The sequence below is a fragment of the Collinsella sp. TF06-26 genome (genome assembly GCF_002232035.1).
In the GTDB taxonomy this organism is placed as follows: domain Bacteria; phylum Actinomycetota; class Coriobacteriia; order Coriobacteriales; family Coriobacteriaceae; genus Collinsella.
Genome location: NZ_NKXR01000007.1, coordinates 73,916 through 92,594, shown reverse-complemented (window position 1 = coordinate 92,594; position 18,679 = coordinate 73,916). Strand labels below are relative to the sequence as shown.

Below are 18,679 nucleotides of genomic sequence, written 5' to 3'. Positions count from 1 at the left end.
GTGGTTTTTCGTTCTGAGCCAAGGAGATTCATGTTCAACATTGTGCTGTATGCGCCCGAGATTCCGGCCAATACGGGCAATATCGGCCGCACCTGCGTGGTTACCGGCGCCCGCCTGCATCTGGTGGAGCCGCTGGGGTTTTCGCTCGACGACAAGACGGTGCGTCGCGCCGGCCTGGGCTACTGGCAAAATTTGGACGTGACGACCTATGCCGGCTGGGAGGATTTCCTTGCGCGCAACGGCCTCTCCCCCGCCGACGAACGCCTGCATCTGCTGACCAAAAAGGCGCGCCGCACCTATGCGCAAAGTACCTACCGCGACGGTGACTTTTTGGTCTTTGGCAGCGAGAGTTCGGGGATTCCCGAGCCACTGCTTGCCGCGGCGCCCGAGCGCTGTGAGCGCATCCCCATGTTGCGCGATTGCGACTCGCTCGAAAACGCCGACGCCTGGGAGGCCCACGAGGAGTCGCTCGGGCATACCGAGGACAGCCACGAAGCCATCCTTCGACAGGATATCTGCGGCAACTTCGTCGACCCGGACGACTACCGCATCAGTGCTCTCAACCTCTCCAACAGCGCCGCTATCGTCCTCTACGAGGCCCTGCGCCAAACAGGCTTTTCGGGAATGTGACAAAGGAACTGTCCCTTTGTCACATTCGGTTATAGGTAGCGGCCGGTGATGCTTGCGGGGCAGGCCACGATGTCGCCCGGTGTGCCGACGCAGACGATTTGCCCGCCGGCATCGCCACCGCCCGGGCCCATGTCGATCACATAATCGGCGTTACGGATAAGGTCGAGGTCGTGTTCGATCACGACAACCGTGGCGCCCTTGGCAACAAGGCCGTCAAACACACTCAGCAACACCTGAACATCGAGCGGATGTAGTCCGATTGTGGGCTCGTCAAATACGAATACGGCATCGTCCTGCACGCGGCCCATCTCGCTCGCAAGCTTAAGACGCTGCGCCTCGCCGCCCGAAAGCGCCGGCGTGGGCTCACCGAGCGTGAGATAACCCAATCCCAGGTCGTGCAAGGTCTGCAAGCGCGCCTGAACCTTCTTGAGCCCCACCGTGGCGTCGAGCGCTTCGTCCACACTCATGTCCATGAGCTGCGGCAACGTAAGCAGGCTCCCGTCCTTGCCCTCGCGATGGATATGCGAAGCCGCGTCTACATAACGTGAGCCGCGACATGCCGGGCAGACGATCTCGACGTCGGGCAAAAACTGCACGTCGAGCGATATCGAACCCGTGCCATCGCACGTAGGGCAGCGCAAAGCGCCAGTGTTGTAGCTAAATGCGCCTGCCTTGTAGCCGGCTGCCTTGGCCTCGGGCGTGCGGGCGAAGGCGCGACGCAGTTCATCATGGATGTCGGCATAAGTCGCTACCGTCGAACGCACGTTGGCACCGATGGGCGTGGCGTCTATCAGGTTGGCACGTGCAATGCCCTCGGCATCGACCCAACGCACGTGTTTTGGCAGGCGCTCGCTGGCTGCCTGCGCCTTAAGTGCCGGGATGAGTGTCTCGAGCACCAACGTCGTCTTACCCGAACCCGAAACGCCCGTCACCGCGACAAGGCGACCGCGCGGTATATCGACTTCGAGCGGTTTGACGGTATGGATGGCATCGGTCGCCATGCGGATATGGCCCCGGTCAAACATTTCGTCGTCAGGCACCTGCGGACGCAAGCGCTCAGGCTCCGAGCGCAAAAATGGGGCGATGCGGCTGCCCTGCGATTCTTCGACCTCGCCTACCGCGCCCGCGGCGATCACATTGCCGCCGCCTGCTCCGGCAACGGGGCCCATCTCGACCAGATAGTCGGCTTCCGCCAGTACGCGCGTGTCGTGGTCGACAACGACCACGGTGTTGCCGTCATCCACCAAATCGCGCATCACGCCTACCAGGCCGCCGACATTGGCAGGATGCAAGCCAATCGAGGGCTCGTCCAGCACATAGAGCACGCCCGTCGATCGGTTACGCACCACGCGGGCGAGCTGCACGCGCTGACGCTCGCCCGTGGAGAGCGTGGCACCGGCGCGGTCGAGTGAAAGGTAATCGAGGCCCAGATCGACCAGTCGACGGGCCGTGCTCAAAAACGAATCGCAGATATCCGTCGCCATGGGCTGCATCTCGGCCGGCAAGGATGCGGGCACCCCGCGCACCCACTCAATCGCCTCACCCAGCGTCATAGCCGCGGCCTGCGCCAGATTGATACCGCGCACCTGGGGATGGCGTGCGGCCTCGGAGAGACGCGTGCCGCCACAGTCACGGCATGGCCCCTCGCGCAAAAAGCGCGCCACGCGCTTGAGGCCCTTGTCGTCCTTAACCTTGGCGAGCGCATTCTCGACGGTATAGACAGCGTTGTAATAGGTAAAATCGAGCGGCGTGGCGCCCTCGCCGTTTTTGGGAACGTAGAGAATGTGCTTTTTAACCGCCGGACCGTGGAACACGATGTCGCGCTCTTGAGGCGTGAGCTGGTTAAACGGCACGTCGGTGCGCACGCCCATCTCGCCGGCTACCTGCTTCATCAGATCCCACATGAGCGTACCCCAGGGAAGCACCGCGCCTTCGTTGATGGTCTTTGACTCGTCGGGCACCAGGCTCGCTTCGTCCACCTCGCGCATGACACCGGTGCCGCCGCAGGTAGGGCACGCACCGCCGCTGTTAAAGGCAAGGTCCTCGGCACTCGGCGCGTAGAACTCGCGGCCGCATGCGGGGCACGTGAGCGACAGGCCCGCAGCCACGTTAAGGCTCGGCTCCACACGCGCCCCGCAATGTGGGCACACGTGATGGGCACAGCGGCTAAAGAGCAAACGCAGACTGTTGTTGAGCTCGGTCATGGTACCAAAGGTCGAGCGCACGCCTGGCACACTGGGACGCTGATGCAACGCGAGTGCCGCCGGTACGTGCAATACCTCGTCCACCTGGGCGTGCTCGGCCTGCGTCAGGCGACGTCGAGTATAGGTGCTGAGCGCCTCCAGGTAACGGCGCGAGCCCTCGGCATAAAGAACTCCCAGCGCCAGCGAGCTCTTGCCCGAGCCCGACACGCCGGCAATGCCCACGAGCCTCCCCAGCGGAATATCGATATCGATGTCCTTGAGATTGTGGACACGTGCACCGCGCACCTCGATAGCCTGCGGGCTCATCTTCTGTTCCGTCACCTTTATCACCCTACTCATGCCATAAAACGCGGTCGCGGATATACTCGCCCAGCATGGGCACGGTAAACCGCACAAGGCCGTATCCGGCGGCCTCGATGACGCGCTCGCGAATCAGGCTTGCGCGATATTTACTCGCCCAGCTCTGGGTACGGTCGCAGCGCTCAATGATATCCGCCGTGCGCGTCGGCTTGTCCTCGTCAACCGCCATAGCCTCGATAAAGAGGCGCTGAGGGCTGCGCAGACCGTAATACAGAGGTGCGTCAACCGCTTCGTAGAACTCGGAGACGGCATCCGCATGGCCATTCTCGACATCGCGCCTTTCGATGACCTGCGAGCCACGCCGGACAGCAGACCGCCACATGTAATAGCCCACCAGCTGAACCATATAGGGATGCCCCATGCTCTTGCGCGCCGCAAGGTCCGCCGTCTCCGCGTCAACGTAAAGACCAGCGTCTTTGACCGTCTGGATATACGAATCGCGCACTTTGGGCAAAGATATTGCCCCCAACGTACGCTGCTGGGCACGCCGCAAAAACGTCACGCTCGGCTCTTCGAGCAGATCGTCAACCATACTGGGCAAGCCGGCGAACGCCAGCGCAAGACCGCGCTGGTCGCTATCGGGCAAGCCCGTGGCATCCTGGTCTCCGAGCACCTGCTGATAGAGGACGGCAAGAGCCGCCAGTTCCTCGATAGACACCGATTGTGCCTCGTCAATCGCAAACAAGACGCCCTTGCCCGGACCGAGCTTCTTGAGACGCTCGTTGACCAGCCCTCGCAATGTCTCGCCTTTTGCCCGCGCCGCCTCGACCGACATCCGGCCAAACGACGGCCCAAACTCCATTGACGTCACAACGGGTTTATTCGAGCGAAGCGCGTCGGCCAAGCGGTCGCACAAACCAAGCGAAGCGGAATCGGAGACAACCGCCCATCCGCGCTCGCTGGCTAGACGTTGCAGCTCCCGCAGGAGAACCGTTTTGCCACAGCCGCGGTTTCCCGTAATGAGCATGAGCCTGCCCGGCGCTCCGGCGCCGTTGTCGAGCCCTTCCTCAAAATCTTCGATGACCGACTCGCGACCGATGAGTATCGGAGGCCGCTTACCAGCTGTGGGCTTAAAGGGATTTGGATTCATATCGGCCTCCTCGGATTGGCAAACCCTGGTAACAGTTATACCAACTTATACCGAGTTATACCAATAGCATGTGACAGAGGAACTGTCCCTTTGTCACATGTGGCCGAAAAACTCGGCGTCTGCTGCTCGCCAGGGGCGGAAGGTGGCGGGATCGATCTTTACGTGCGCCGCGGCGGGTACGTCGTACCATTTGACCGTGTAACCGGCGCCGTGAGAGCAAAAGACCGAATCGGGCGTGTTGGGCAGATCGGCCTCGGGCTCATAGGCGGCCGTCACGATGACGCGCTCGGCATCATGGCAAGCCGCATAACCGGCGAACTCCAGGTACAGATGACCGCGACCGCTCGTGTAGGCAGCCACCTCCAGCGCATAATCTTGCACCTCGGATGCCGGAACGCGACCCACAAGCTTCGCCCGGTCGCCCGCCATCGTCGGCGGCTCGTACTCAGCACCCATGCGCGTGGCATCCGAGAGCGCCCGGCCCACGCACTCCCCCGGCACCTCGAGCTCAAAGTGGTACCACGGCTCCAGCAGCACGGCTGCGCCGGCCTCGCGCGCCTGCATCAAACCCTGGCGAATTGCGCGGTACGTGGCCTGGCGAAAATCGCCGCCCTCGGTGTGTTTGGCATGCGCGCGGCCGCCCGTGAGCGTAATGCGCACATCGGTGATGGGCGAGCCGGTCAACACGCCCAGGTGGTCGCGCTCCATAGCGTTGGTGAGCGCCAAACGCTGCCAGTTAAGATCGAGCTCATCGGTCGAGGTGACGGTGCCAAACTGCACGCCCGAACCCGCCGGCAACGGCTCCAAGCGCAAATGCACCTCGGCATAGTGGCGCAGTGGCTCAAAATGGCCCACACCCTCGACCGGCTGCGAAATAGTTTCCTTATAGAGAATGCCGCCGGGCTCAAACTCGACCGCAAGGCCAAAACGATCGGCCAGCACGCGCTGCACGACCTCGAGCTGCACGGCGCCCATCAACTGCAGGTGAATCTGCTCAAGATGCGTATTCCAGCTTACGCCGAGCATGGGATCTTCGTCCGCCAACTCAGTCAATGCTTTGAACACCATATGGACGTCGTGTTCGCCCGACAGCACCGTATAGGTGAGGACTGGCGCAATGACGGGCGCATCGCCCGCGGACTCCGCGCCCAGGGCGTCCCCTGGGCGAACGTGCGCAAGGCCCGTCACGGCGCAGATGCCGCCAGCGGCAACTTCCTGGGCAAGCTCGTATTTCTCACCGTTATAGATGCGCACCTGGTCGATCTTTTGCTCCCAAGTGGAGGCGCCAGAGCATCCCTCGACAACTTGCTTTGCGCGCAGCACACCGCCCGTCACCTTAACCCAGGCAAGACGCTCACCACGGTCTCCACGACTCACGCGATAGACGCGCGCGGCAAACTCCGGGAGCCACGCCTGCTCACGCATCAGCGCGCATATGCCATCCAGCAGCTTGTCCACGCCCTGGTCCTTGAGCGCCGAGCCGGCAAAGCAGGGAAAGAGCTTGCGCTCAGCGACCATGCGCGACAGCGTTGCGACGGAAAGCTCGCCCGCCTCGAGAAACTCCTCGAGCGCCGCCTCGTCCAACGCGGCAGCGTCCTCCCGGGCGGCACCGCCCGCCAGCAGCTCGCTGGCATCCAGGCAGCCCTCGGAAAGACGCTGTCCCAGCTGTGCCAGCAAAACATCGCGGCCGGGATGCTCCAAATCGATCTTGTTGATAAAGACGAACGTCGGGATGTCATAGCGCGCAAGCAGGCGCCACAGGGTTTCGGTGTGCCCCTGCACGCCATCGTTAGCACCCACAACTAAAATCGCGTAGTCGAGCGCGCGCAGCGTGCGCTCCGCCTCAGCCGAAAAATCCACGTGACCGGGGGCATCCACGAGCATAATGTGGGTTTCACCGTGGTCGAGCACAGCCTGCGACGAAAAGATCGTGATGCCGCGTTCGCGCTCAATCGCGTTGGTGTCCAGGTGCGAGTCGCCATCGTCCACACGGCCGCGTTTGCGAATGCGGCCCGCGTTGAGCAGCATGGCCTCGGCCAACGTGGTCTTGCCGGCATCGACATGCGCCAAGATTCCAACGACCGCTTGCTTCGACATGGCTCTCCTCTTATTGCAAGCCCATCGCACGCGGCAACGGGCATCCTCGTTCCACACTGGATGATACAATTTACGGGCCGGCGGGCGAAGCGGGCCCTATCCCCCGACCGAGCTCATCGCCCCGCGTTGCCGCGCGGCGATTTTCGTAGGTTCGCGCCTTGCGAAAGCCGGCACCTCCCCTTTTTGTCTGCCCGGGTTCATCTGGAACGGCAGCGACGCGAGCCCCACAACAACGCGTTTTGCCAAAAAATGGCCCCACCCGGGGCCATTTTCATTTAGATGGAGTGTTGGTATGCGCCTGGGCGCTTATGCCTCGCGCAGCCAGTCGAACGCAACACGCGGCGTGCCGTCCGACACATGGATAATGCCGACACGCTCGAATCCCGCCTTGATGCTCGCACGCTGCATGGGCAAATTGTCCTGATGCGTGTCGATGCGCAGGTGATCGGCACGCTCTTTGGCAAAGGCGAACATCGCAGCCGCGATACCGTGCACGGTGCCGTCGGATGCCACACGGTGCAGCACGGCGTACGGAGTGTCGCTGCGCCACCGACCGTCCTCAATTACGTCATAGCACTCGTCCGGACCCGGTAAAAAGGCAAACGTCGCTACCACGTGACCGTCAACTTCGCACACATAGCTGCCACCAGCGGCGATATCGGCAGCCAGCTGCTCGGCCGAAGGCGTGCCCTCGGGCCACTGCGTGGCGTTGCCATGCGCGCGCATAAAGGCGCGGGCCGCGTCATAGATAGCCATGACGGCGGGAATGTCGGTATCGAGGGTTTTTCTGATCATCACGCGGCGACCTCACGTTTATTGGTATCACTTTGATTGAGCAATGATACCAGCGTTTGAAGAGGGGCGCGAAGCAGATGGGGAGCAAAAAGCGAGCCGCCTGGTCAAAGGCAAAGAGCGAGTTTTTGGGCGCTGCCACCGGCGGCGATATGAGCGATCTGTTTGCGCGCGAAGACGAGCGCCGCGACGCACTAGACGCCGAGCGCGATGAAGCCTGGCGCTACAAGTCGTGCGAACGCAAAAACCGTTACGACACGCGCGCCGAGGCCGAGGCAGTTATGGCCGACTGCGAAAACCGCGGGCGGCGCGGCCTTGCCTGCTACAAATGCGAATACTGCGGCGGATGGCATCTGACGTCGCACCCCTGGAAATAGACCCCGCATCGGCACGGCGCTGGCGAAGCGCCGGCCATCGCACGCAAGCTACGGGCGCGGCGGCACCAAAACATCGTAGCGAACGGCCTTGCCCGCAAGCTGATAGCTCGGTTTAACGCCGGCAAGCAGCGGCCCCTTCACCGGCCGCTTGATAACGACCTTACGCGGGTGCACCGCAAGCGCGGCTTCGACCAGCGTCTCCTCATCGGCGCACGGCTGCTCCAAATGATGCAAGAGCTGAAACTTCTTTTTAACCGCCGCGCTCTTGGTGCGCTCGGGAAACATGGGGTCCAGATACACCACATCGGGAGCCGCGAGCTCACCGCGCTCGACCAGCTTAGCCGTATGGCGAAGGCCGGCAATGCTGTCCTCGCCCGCATGTAAGCGCATGCGCGCCACGGCAGCCGCAAGCACCGGATCATCTGCCGCGCGATCCAAGGCATCCTTGAGGAGCGCCGCGATCACGCAGTCTAGTTCATATAGATCGACGGTAAAGCCCGCGGCCGCCAGCAGCAGCGAATCCTCGCCAAAGCCTGCCGTGGCGTCAATCGCCCATGGCTGCTCGATGCCTTTTGTGCGCGCAGCCTTCACCAGCAGCTCTTGCTGCAAACGACCCTGCTTGAGCCGTGGAAGCATGCGGCTAAAATCGGCACGCAGCTCCATCGCGCCGTCGGTGAGCGTGAGGCCCTCGGGCTTCCCGGTCAGCTCAAGCCCCACGGCCCGAGCAACAGAAAAGGGATCGACGACGCCCATGGACACTCCTTACCAAGCAAAACGAATACGTAAGCGCCACCTCAGTTGGCACCCAACCGTCCGCTATTGTCCCACATGCGACATGGCCCACAGCATCCCAATGCAAAGCACCGCCATCAATCCCGTGCACACGGCAGCGATCACAGAATCGCTCATGCGCCTTCCCAATGATTGCGGCTCGCGCGCCTGCCCTGTTCCGTACATCATGGCTCCTCCTTAGACCAGCTCCTTGTTACGACTCCATCATCGCAGCGCTGCGCATGAGCTGCCATCGATTTGGCTTACGCCCGGCTTTCCTTTTTGAAAGGTTGAGGTGCGCAGGCCTAAAGCGCTTTCAGGCCGTGCTTACCCATCCCGCAATCAAGCAACTAGAAAGGGCCGATCGTGCAGCAGCGCGGTCGGCCCTTTACGTTTGCCCAGATAAAACCTGCCAAAATAAACCTGTCCCTTTTTGCAGGTTTTAGCTGTGGCGGTACTCGGCGATGATGAAGTCGATATCGGTCTGAAGGGTGTCCAGGACCTATCGTCCATCGCAGCATGCTGACATCTATTTAGCAATAAAGTGTCCGATACCGACAGATTTTACCCTCCACCTCAACCATTTGTTTACCTGCCGCTTCACGACTATTCCACAGTTACCCATCCATATCATTAAAGAACTGGACAATCGTCGTGAGGAATGCAAATGGACCATTTAGTCACACGCCGGAATGCCTGCCGGCTGGCAATCTCGGCAACTGGAGCCGCACTTGCAGCCATGTTGCTACCAGCCTGCTCAAACAGCAATTCCGGCATGTCTGGCAAGGGCAAGCTGAGTGTAGGCGTCCGCGCGGATATCGTTGGGTTTAGCGAACGCAATCCCAACAACGGCAAGTACTACGGATTCGAAATCGACCTCGCCAACGAGCTGGCAAACCGTCTCGGTTATGGAGACTGTTCGTTTATAACCGTAACGCCCGAGACGCGCGAAGAAATGCTCTCGTCGGGAAAAGTCGATTGTCTGATCGCTTGCTACTCGATAAGCGACGAACGTAAAAAGCTGTTTGACTTCTCTCCCGCCTATTACACCGATTCGGTAATTCTTGTTGTCGAAAACACATCGCTCATTCAATCCTTTTCCCAGCTTGAAGGCGGAACAATTGGCACGGTAGCCGGAACGAACGCCGCACCTCAACTTGCCGCGAAGTTTTTGGAACTGGGACTTTCGGACGGCATACCCCGGCAACAGGATGCCGAGAGCGGCAGCATCGACTACGACACATGGCATCTAAGCCAATACGCAAGCTACGCTGAGCTTTCCCAAGCATTGGAAGCCGGCGACGTCGACGCCATGGCGACGGACGGCGCGATTGCCAAAACCTATCTCGATGGCGAGCGCACCGTCCTGCCCGATTTTGGCATCAACCCACAGCGTTATGCCGTCGCAACGCAGAAGGACTCTGAGCTTTCGCCCAAGATTGCCGCCAAAGTGCGCTCAATGCTCAAAGACAAAACAGTCGATAAGTTCATCAATAAATGGAACTAAGGGAGCCACCCATGTCCAAGCGACTAAAGAAGAAATCTATGGCGCTTGCCGTTGCCGTAACCGTCTGCGCGTTGGCGATGGGACTCCTACTCGCCTCGATGCAAACGCGTCTATCGCAAGAGGAATACGCTCTGGAATTCGATCGCGTTGCCGCCGAACTCCCCGATCTCGTTAAAATGGCTCGGTCAGAAACGGAAGACAACACCCAAACATTTGATGACCTGTATCGCACGCGCGCCGCAAGCATCGCATTTATGGCGGCCAACGATGCCGGTTATGAAGCGACCGATGTCAAAATGGCCGAGCTCAAGGACCTGCTCAAGGTCGATAACGTTCTCGTCGCCCGACGCGACGGTTCCATCATCGCCAAGGCAGCTGACACCAAAGCCGATTTTAGCCGCGCCCGCTTCAACCAGCTGCGTCAGTGCTTCGAGACCGGCAGGCCCTCCGATCCGGTTGAGGTCGATCTTCCCGATCAAGACTGGCTTATGCGATACTATGCCGCCAAAATCGATGACGACACCATGGTCATCGTAGAACAAAATCCCCAAGAGCTGCACGCCCTTGTCAAGGACACCGGATCGACCGAGAGCATGCTCAAGAACATCTCACTCGGCAGCCACGGATTTGTCCTCGCCGTATCGGCAAAAACGCATCTGATCACCTACCATCCCGACCAGAACATGATAGGTACCGATGCACTCGACAACGGCATCGACATTGACAATCTTGAGGACGGCAAGACATTCTTCACTTCCGTCAAGAACACAAGCCTGTACTGTCGCGTCAAGTTGGTCGATGACACCTATTACGTTCTCGCCATTCCCGAAAGCGACACCGCCACCGCACGCAACATCACCGTGGGTGTCATCCTCTTTGCCTTTATCTCAATCGTCGCCGCCGTGGCGCTCTATGACCTGTTTGTCCTTGCGGATGACGAGCATAACGACCACGGCGATCACGAATACGTCAAGATCGGTCGCAACCTTAGGTTTAACCCCGCCGTGGGCAGGCGTGCAACAGCCTTGTCCATTGCAGGACTCGTCTTACTTTTGGCAGTAACCTTCTATATGCAAACGCTCTTTGCCCTTTCGAGCCAAGCGACGGTCAATCGAGAGCGTGTAGAGCAGATTGATCAAACGCTCAAAAACAATGCGATGCGCGAGGATGAACTTACGAGGCAATATAGTGAGCACTACGCCACTACCTGCCATATTATTGCCTACATCGTTGAGCACAATCCAGAGCTCGCCACGCGAGCCAATCTGCACAGCTTGGCAGAAACGCTTGGCGTCGAGTCAATTTACCTCTACGACGGCGACGGCAATATGACGAGCTCGAGCACGTCACAACGATCCTATAGTCTTTCGACCAAGTACGGCGACTCCTCCTACGAGTTCCGCTCGCTTTTGGCCGGCAAGGATGAGTATATACAACCTCTCTCTATCAACAGAACCACTGGCGAGACATATCAGTACATCGGCGTCGCGCTCTACGATCAAGATGGCATTGCAGACGGAATCGCACAGATTGCCGTGCGCCCTATGCGCCTAGAGGAAATGCTCAAGAGCACCAAGATCGACGCAGTGCTCGATGGCATCAAGGCGGGCGCCGGAGGCTTCGCCTTTGCAATCGAGAAAAAAGAGGGCACCGTTGCATATCATCCCAACAATCTTCTTATGGGGAAAAAGGCGTCCGAAATAGGATTAGCCGACGAGCACCTTGCAGACGGCTTTAGCGACTTCATTTACATCGACAACCAAAAACTCTACGCCTCCTGCCTGGAGACTGGCGACTATTACGTTTACGTCGCGGCACCCGAAGACTCTTTTATGCACCAGCGCGTTCCGCTCACCATCGCAACCGGAATCATCGCCGCTATATGCTTTGTCCTCATCTACCCTCTGCTGACGCTCGACACTATAAGAGGCGAAGAAAAACGTTCGAAGCGCGAAGACGATTTCACGGCAAGACGGTACAACATCACCGTCACGACGTCCGATGGCCGTATTAAGCACAGCGAAAGTGCCATTGGCCGATGGCTCAACATCTCCTTTAAATGGGAAGACAAAACCCCCGAGCAAAAACTCGGCACAGTCCTCAGATGGTTTACCGGCATCGGAGTATTTATCGTCTTTTTGGCCGTCTTGTTTAAAGACACGCTGTTTGGCCCGCGTTCGGTATTCACCTACATCCTGGGTAATGACTGGCAGCACGGCCTCAACATATTCGCGCTCACCGCTTCAATCATGTACGCCTGTGTGGCTCTCACAGTGTGCGCAATCGTGCAGGCGCTTCTTCGTATGCTGTCCAATGTGCTTGGAGCGCGCGGCGAGACGATATGTCGACTTCTCTCGAGCCTGACAAAATACGGGACTCTCATCGCTATGCTCTATTGGTGCCTCGGTGTTTTGGGCGTCGATACCGCAACGCTTTTGGCCTCGGCAGGCATCATCACGCTCGCCGTCTCCTTTGGAGCCAAAGACCTCATCACGGATATCTTGTGCGGGCTCTTTATTATCTTTGAAGGCGAGTTCCGCGTTGGAGACGTCATCTCGGTTGGCGGCAATACCGGCACCGTTATGGAAATTGGCGTGCGAACAACAAAGATCAATGACGGCAACGGCAATGTTCTACTGCTGCGCAATAGCTCGATTTCGAATGTCACCAACATGACCAAACTTAATTCTTACGCCAGCATAGACATCACCATACCGGTGGGAGAATCTCTACCCTATGTCGAAAAGGTGCTTAAAGACGAGCTCAAAAGTGTGCATGACCGCGTTCCCGCCATTATCGAAGGCCCCTTCTACAAGGGCGTGGTCGACCTTAGCAGCACCGCTATGACCATTCGCGTTGTCGCCACCTGCAAGGAGACAGACCGCGGCAGCGTCATGCGTTCTTTGCGCCGTGAGGTAAAGCTTATGCTTTCCCGCCGCGACATCGCCCCCTATCAACTCGTTTTCGACCATTGCGACGCCGTTGAGTCCGCTCCAAGGGCGGCCACCGCCGAGGAACTCGCCGAAGCGGACGAGTTTAATGAAGAACAGGAACTCGCCTCGCAAGATCTGGGTAACGAACCCCTCAATCAGTAATTCATGGTGCCAGGCAATACGTGCACGGTGCCATAACGGCTCAAGGGAAAGGAACTGAACATGAGCAACAACCGTAAAGTCCTAAAGGTCATGTCCATCATCTATTTATTGGGAGGTGTTTTCAGCATCGCCGCAGGCGCGTTAGCGCTCACGTCGGCTTCGGGCGACGCCAGCGGCGACCTCTCGGTTTACAGCGTTGTCGTCATCGTGATGGGCGTCATCGAAATCATCGCTGCCGCGTTGGGCATCCGTGCCTCAAATAACCCCAGCAAGATTGGTATCGTTTGGGTCTGGGCTATCATTTGCCTGGTATGCGCCGTTGTGAGCCTGCTGCTTTCCGAGCCCTTCTTGGGCGGAGTCGGCACCAGCGCCACCGATGTAACCGCCGTGGTCATAAGTGCCGCGTACTTCGTTTTTGCTAACCGCGTTAAAAAGGAAAATCAGGAGCGCCTGAGCTAGGCATCGGGTCCAACTGTACAAAGCGCCACGCATAAAAAACCGCCCTCCGTTTCTCAGACAGACGAGAAACGGAGGGCGGCCTGCTATGAATGGCGCTCACATGCTGTCGAGTGCGGCACCGGCACAATCGACAGCATGTTGTCAGGCAGCCGAGCTGACAGCGACGAGCGTATCGAAGGATATGCTAGCGAGCAGCGGACCCGTTGGCGCAACCTACCATGCGAATCAAGTAATTTTCTACGACGTGATAAGCTTGGGGCTTTTCATCTTTAAGGGAAACCAAGCATACCGGAACTGTCAGGGCCCCTTCACCCACAATGGGGACAACCTCGAACCCGCTAGCAATCTGGCCGGGAACGGGAAGAATCGCATTTAAGAAAAAGCCGTGCTCTGCCGCCAAAAACGACCCAAATTGAGCGGGACCATCGATAACGCGCGTCTCACCAAGGACACCGCGGCTTTCGTACTGCCAAAAAATCGAATTATTAAAGTTATCAAACGCAGCCGACTGCCCTGCCGGATATGAACCCAGATCAGCCACAGTCACAAAAGGCCTCTTAGCGAACGGATGGTCGGCGGCGACGACAATACCCGTGGGCAAGGTTCCCAGCTGCTCGCAATCATCAGTGGTATTGTCATATGTGCCCACCGTAAGCAAGGCGTCGAGGTCGCCCTGCTCGAGCTCCTGCTGGGCAATTCCGGGATGCACGGTACAGAACTTCACGCGCACGCGGGCGCCACGCATGATAAGCGCAGACAACCCCTTATATAGCTTATCGTCGTTATCGAGTGCGGGAACGCACAGGCCAATCGAGAGCTCCGGCATCACCTGTGCCCCAGAGGCCGACAGGACGGTCAGGTCACATCCAGACGGGTCAAAGCTTTCAACCTCTCGATACGCCTCGACGGCGTGGCGAGCCTTGGCATAAAAGCTGCGGCCGGCCCGAGTCGGCTTTACGCCACTATTTCCACGCTCAAAAAACTGAACGTTAAACAACTGCTCGAGCTCGCTAATTGACTTGGAAATGGCCTGGACGGTCACGTTGCACTGGTGTGCCGCAGCGGTAAAACTCTTCGTCTCAAATACGGCGATAAAATAGCCAACCTGCTTGATATTCACCATTCACCTCAAATAAATGCACAGTATGATCCAGTTAAGTAAAAACCTAGCACAACGCAAGTGCCGGCATGTCGCGAACGGAGCGTTCAACTATTGGATGAACGTACGCAGCGCCTTGTTGAATTACAATATGCTTCGCGACATGCGCCATGCATGCGCATCAAATACGTCATGTCCACTTCGAAAGGACCAGCCATGAGCTACACTCGCAAGACACTCAAAGTCCTTGCCCTCATTTACTTTGTTTTGGGCATCGCCAGCCTCGTCATCGCCGGCGTCGGCATCGCCCGAGGCAGTCTCGATTCCACGTACGGGCCGAACGCCATGCTCGCCGCGGCCGTACTTGTCATCAAGGGTCTTGTCGATCTTGCCGCAGGTGTTGCGGGCATCAAGGGCGCCAACAAGCCTTCGCAGGTGGATGGTGCGTTTAAGCTCGGCATCGTCGCCGCAATCGCCACGATTGCGCAGGCCGTGCTCACGCTTCCCGCGTTTGGCGGCGACGCCATCAACTTTGGCGCCTTTGTCATCGTGGTGTACGACCTGTTCTTTATTCAGCAGGCACACGCCGTTAAGGCCGAGAACAAGGACCGCCTGTAGACTCCCGCCTTCCACTGCCCCCTACATCCAAGCAACCAACAAGGGCCGATCGCGCAGCAACGCGGTCGGCCCTTTACATTTGCCCAGATAAAACCTGCCAAAATAAACCTGTCCCTTTTTGGCAGGTTGTTAGCTGTGGTGGTACTCGGCGATGATGAAGTCGATATCGGTCTGAAGGGTGTCCAGGTTTGCCAGGCGCTCTTTGTCGGCGGGGCGCGTACGGTAGTAGTACGGCGTCATCTGGAACACCGCCTCGATGTCAGCCTGGGTCTGGAGCGTAATGTTCGCAGACACCCGCTGCGTTCCGACCAACTCGAGTTCGGTAGTCTTCGGCAGCTTCTCGTCGTTGAGATACGGCGTGTCGTAGAGCACCTCCTTGAGCCCAAACAGATGCCGCGCACCCGGCACCACGGTGTAGAGCGAGCCCTCGGGTGCCAGCACGCGGGCAAACTCGCGCTCGTTAAAGGGGGCAAAAAGCTCGGTCACCATATCGAAGGCACCATCGGCCACGGGGATATCCTTCATATTGGCCACGAAATAGGTCGCATCGCCGCGCTTGGCGGCCAGACGCACCATCTCTTTTCCCAGGTCGAACCCGTAAGCATCCACGCCCGGCACCGCGCCCATGGCACTGGTGTAGTAGCCCTCGCCGCAGCAAATATCGAGCAGCGTCATGGGGCCATTCGCAGACGCTGCACGTCCAGACACCTGCTCGCGCACCAGCTCGACCATCGCATCACGCAACGGCGCATAGTAGCCGCGGTTTAGAAAGTCACGACGGCTGCGCGCCTGCGACTTGGGATCGCCCATGGAGTCGCCGCTCTTGGACGAGCGCAGCAGATACAGATAGCCCTCGCGCGCACGGTCAAACCGATGTCCGCCCGCGCATGCAGCACCGCGCTCATCGTCCACCAACGGCTCATGGCAAACGGGACACAACAACATGGCAACTCCTTAGCGCGAACAACACAACGCCCACCATTGTCGCACGCCTCCCCCGCCTCGTCATTGGGGACGTTCTTGTTCGACTAGTCATTTAAGAACGTCCCCAATGACTAGTCTGAAGGAGTGTCCCCAGCTGCCGGCAGAAAAGGAACGTCCCTAAGTGCCGACTAGTCGATTAGGAGTATCATCGTCTGCGCAAATAAGCGCGAATGAGCATGTTAGAGATTGAGAGCGTATGGCAGACACCGCATCTAAGCACATTGACATGACCACCGGCTCGCTGTGGCGCAATATTCCCCTGTTCGCCTTTCCCGTCGCCGCCACGAGCATCCTTGAGCAGCTGTCGAACCTCATCGCCACGGTCATCATCGGTAACTTCTCGGGCGACCAGGGAACCCTCGCCATGGCGGCGGTCGGCTCCAATGTTCCGCTTACCAGTCTTATGATCAACCTGTTTATTGGGCTGTCGCTTGGCTCCAACGTGGTCATCGCCAACGCCATCGGCCGCAACGATCAGAACATGGTCAAGCGCGCCGTCCATACCTCGATTCTGATGGCACTCGTGGGCTTTGTCGTCATCGCGCTGGGCGAGATCTTTGCCGAGCCCATGCTCGCCGCGCTCAACGTCCCTGACGAAACCATGCCGCTCGCTTCGCTCTACCTGCGCGTCTTTTTGCTCAGCATGCCCTCGATCTTGCTCTACAACTTTGAGGCAGCAATCTTCCGCTCTGTCGGCATCACCCGCATGCCGCTGCAGGCGCTTGCCGTGTCCACCATCCTCAACATTGGCCTGGATCTCATCTTTGTCCCCGTGCTCCACTGGGGCGTCGCGGGTGTCGCCATCGCCACCGCCATCGCCTACACCGTCAGTTCCGGCACGCTCTTTGTCCACCTGCTCAAGACTGACTCCGTCGTCCGCGTCACCCCACGCGACCTGACTATCGACCCCGTCGCCCTCAAGCGCATCGTCAAGATCGGGCTGCCCGCCGGCATCCAAAGCGCTGTCTTTGCCGTCGCCAACATCATCATCCAGTCCGCCATCAACAGCTTGGGCACCGAGGTCATGGCGGCATCAAGCGCCGCCATGAGCTTGGAGTACGTGTGCTACAACCTGCTCAACAGCTTTAGCCAGGCTTGCACCACCTTTGTGGGACAAAACCACGGCGCTCGCCAGATCGACCGCTGCACCAAGACGCTCAAGGTCTGCCTGATCGAAGGCGGTATCGTCGCGCTCACCACCATCGTCATCATCGTAGGCTTGGGACGCGAAATCCTGGCGCTGTTCAACAGCGACCCCAACATCGTCTCGATCGGCTATATCCGCGTGTGCTCGATCTTCCCTGCCTACGCCTTTAGCATGTTCTACGAAAACATGTCCGGCTACCTGCGCGGCTTTGGCATCTCGCTCATGCCCGCCCTCATCACCATGATCTGCGTCTGCGGTATTCGCTTCTATTGGGTATTCTGCGTGTTCCCGCACTTCCGCACCTTTGCGAACATCATGATGGTCTACCCCATCAGCCTGGGCACCACGGCGTTCTTTATGGTCGTGGCGGTACTACTCTGCCACCCGGCACGCACCTATCGCGCCGCCCAAGCCAAAGCGACAGCCCGCTAAACACCGCACTCAACGCCATGCCAGTCATTAATTGACAATATGTGAGCTCATATAGTCGATAAAGTGCCTCGTGGCGATAGGCATGGTGTCCCAGCTGCGCCAGGCCGCCACCACGTCGCGCGAGGGAGCGTGCACGATGGGACGCACGCGAATATCGGCCCTCATGCCCTCGACGGTACGGCGATACAGCATACTCACGCCTAGGCCCTCCTCCACCATCGCCATGATGGTGTAGTCGTCGGTCACCTCGCTCGTCACGTGCGGCGACAGCCCATGCGCCGCGAATGCATCGAGCACCAGGCTCTGTTCGCCCTCATCCAGCAGCACAAACGGCTCGGACGCCAGGTCGGCGAGCGTCACCTTTTCCTTTGCCGTCAGCGGATGCGCGGCCGGCAACAGTGCTACCAACTCATCGTGATAGACCACGCGCTTCTCGAGCCCAGCAGTAAATCCGCGTGCCGTAAAGCAAAAATCAACCACGCCATCGTGCACCCACTGGGCATTGCGCGTGTAATCGCCCTGTTTGAGCGTAAAGCGTACACCCGGATGCAGGGCACCAAAGTCGCGGATCACGCGCGGCAACACGGTGCGGCTCACGTTGGTAAACGTTGCGATACGAATATCAGTCGGGGAGAGTCCCAGCAATTCCTGGCGCTTGCCCTCAAGCTCGGCCTCGGCAGTTACGATTTGGCGCAGATACGGCAGGTACTGCTTGCCGTCGCGCGTAAGCGAGACACCTTGCTTACCGCGCTCGATAAGCGTGGTACCCAGCTCGCGCTCGAGCGCCTTGACGGCCTGGCTCACCGCGCTTTGCGTATAGCCCAGCTCATCGGCTGCACCCTTAAGACTGCCGCGATCGACCACCATACAAACAATCTGATACCGCGATGCCATCGTACCTCCACATCGACGTAGCCGTAAAACGTTTTGCCAGCGCTTTTCCCGCCTACATTAGTAATACTTAATCATACTGAAGATACATTCGCTTTACTACATCTAAATCTGGGAGCAGAATCC

At 58.9% G+C, this 18,679-nt stretch carries 16 protein-coding genes; 7 read left to right on the top strand and 9 right to left on the bottom strand.

The genetic code is table 11. The features are described from left to right. Window positions 1-30 precede the first annotated feature (30 nt). Window positions 31-630 (top strand): tRNA (cytidine(34)-2'-O)-methyltransferase, encoded by a 600-nt coding sequence (locus CHY22_RS05605; protein WP_089572902.1) that lies wholly within the window; start codon window positions 31-33, stop codon window positions 628-630. Window positions 631-659: 29 nt separating this feature from the next. On the opposite strand, the gene CHY22_RS05600 is transcribed toward CHY22_RS05605, so the two are convergent. The 4 genes from CHY22_RS05600 to CHY22_RS05585 all read right to left on the bottom strand — a co-directional run bounded on the left by CHY22_RS05600 (window position 660) and on the right by CHY22_RS05585 (window position 7,176). Then, entirely contained in the window at window positions 660-3,155 is a 2,496-nt protein-coding gene (locus CHY22_RS05600; protein ID WP_233502831.1) for an excinuclease ABC subunit UvrA, read from the bottom strand. Between the two features lie 10 nt (window positions 3,156-3,165). Beyond that, entirely contained in the window at window positions 3,166-4,284 is a 1,119-nt protein-coding gene (locus CHY22_RS05595) for an ATP-binding protein (RefSeq protein WP_089572898.1), read from the bottom strand. A 93-nt stretch (window positions 4,285-4,377) separates the two neighbouring features. Continuing rightward, the gene (locus CHY22_RS05590) at window positions 4,378-6,381 is read right to left on the bottom strand and encodes a TetM/TetW/TetO/TetS family tetracycline resistance ribosomal protection protein (RefSeq protein ID WP_089572896.1); all 2,004 of its coding nucleotides are present in this window, start codon (window positions 6,379-6,381) and stop codon (window positions 4,378-4,380) included. 306 nt (window positions 6,382-6,687) lie between these two features. Continuing rightward, window positions 6,688-7,176, bottom strand: a complete 489-nt coding sequence (locus tag CHY22_RS05585; protein WP_089572893.1) for an N-acetyltransferase — start codon at window positions 7,174-7,176, stop codon at window positions 6,688-6,690. Window positions 7,177-7,253: 77 nt separating this feature from the next. On the opposite strand from CHY22_RS05585, the gene CHY22_RS05580 reads away from it, so the two are divergent. After that, entirely contained in the window at window positions 7,254-7,550 is a 297-nt protein-coding gene (locus CHY22_RS05580; RefSeq protein ID WP_055310006.1) for a hypothetical protein, read from the top strand. A 48-nt stretch (window positions 7,551-7,598) separates the two neighbouring features. On the opposite strand, the gene CHY22_RS05575 is transcribed toward CHY22_RS05580, so the two are convergent. Continuing rightward, a complete protein-coding gene (locus CHY22_RS05575; RefSeq protein WP_089572892.1) occupies window positions 7,599-8,303 on the bottom strand; it encodes a class I SAM-dependent methyltransferase in 705 nt (234 codons plus the stop codon). A 63-nt stretch (window positions 8,304-8,366) separates the two neighbouring features. Then, a complete protein-coding gene (locus CHY22_RS10075; protein ID WP_158549061.1) occupies window positions 8,367-8,510 on the bottom strand; it encodes a hypothetical protein in 144 nt (47 codons plus the stop codon). 478 nt (window positions 8,511-8,988) lie between these two features. On the opposite strand from CHY22_RS10075, the gene CHY22_RS05570 reads away from it, so the two are divergent. The 3 genes from CHY22_RS05570 to CHY22_RS05560 are packed head-to-tail and all read left to right on the top strand — an operon-like array spanning window position 8,989 to window position 13,382. Continuing rightward, the gene (locus CHY22_RS05570) at window positions 8,989-9,828 is read left to right on the top strand and encodes a transporter substrate-binding domain-containing protein (RefSeq protein WP_158551171.1); all 840 of its coding nucleotides are present in this window, start codon (window positions 8,989-8,991) and stop codon (window positions 9,826-9,828) included. A gap of 11 nt (window positions 9,829-9,839) precedes the next feature. Then, complete coding sequence (locus CHY22_RS05565) at window positions 9,840-12,923, top strand: mechanosensitive ion channel domain-containing protein (RefSeq protein WP_089572887.1); 3,084 nt, start codon at window positions 9,840-9,842, stop codon at window positions 12,921-12,923. Between the two features lie 60 nt (window positions 12,924-12,983). Further along, window positions 12,984-13,382, top strand: coding sequence for a hypothetical protein (locus CHY22_RS05560; RefSeq protein WP_089572885.1), 399 nt, complete (start codon window positions 12,984-12,986; stop codon window positions 13,380-13,382). Window positions 13,383-13,566: 184 nt separating this feature from the next. Here CHY22_RS05560 and CHY22_RS05555 read toward each other — a convergent pair whose 3' ends face one another. Beyond that, window positions 13,567-14,502: a LysR family transcriptional regulator gene (locus tag CHY22_RS05555; protein ID WP_158550107.1), complete on the bottom strand. Its 936-nt coding sequence runs from the start codon at window positions 14,500-14,502 to the stop codon at window positions 13,567-13,569. Between the two features lie 195 nt (window positions 14,503-14,697). Between CHY22_RS05555 and CHY22_RS05550 the strand changes: the two genes are divergently transcribed. Beyond that, window positions 14,698-15,099 (top strand): hypothetical protein, encoded by a 402-nt coding sequence (locus CHY22_RS05550; protein WP_089572880.1) that lies wholly within the window; start codon window positions 14,698-14,700, stop codon window positions 15,097-15,099. 129 nt (window positions 15,100-15,228) lie between these two features. Here CHY22_RS05550 and CHY22_RS05545 read toward each other — a convergent pair whose 3' ends face one another. Then, window positions 15,229-16,044 (bottom strand): putative RNA methyltransferase, encoded by an 816-nt coding sequence (locus tag CHY22_RS05545; RefSeq protein ID WP_089572878.1) that lies wholly within the window; start codon window positions 16,042-16,044, stop codon window positions 15,229-15,231. Window positions 16,045-16,279: 235 nt separating this feature from the next. On the opposite strand from CHY22_RS05545, the gene CHY22_RS05540 reads away from it, so the two are divergent. Continuing rightward, a complete protein-coding gene (locus CHY22_RS05540) occupies window positions 16,280-17,662 on the top strand; it encodes an MATE family efflux transporter (RefSeq protein WP_089572875.1) in 1,383 nt (460 codons plus the stop codon). Window positions 17,663-17,689: 27 nt separating this feature from the next. Here the strand turns inward: CHY22_RS05540 and CHY22_RS05535 are convergent, their stop codons facing one another. Then, window positions 17,690-18,556: a LysR family transcriptional regulator gene (locus CHY22_RS05535; protein ID WP_089572872.1), complete on the bottom strand. Its 867-nt coding sequence runs from the start codon at window positions 18,554-18,556 to the stop codon at window positions 17,690-17,692. Window positions 18,557-18,679: the final 123 nt, after the last annotated feature.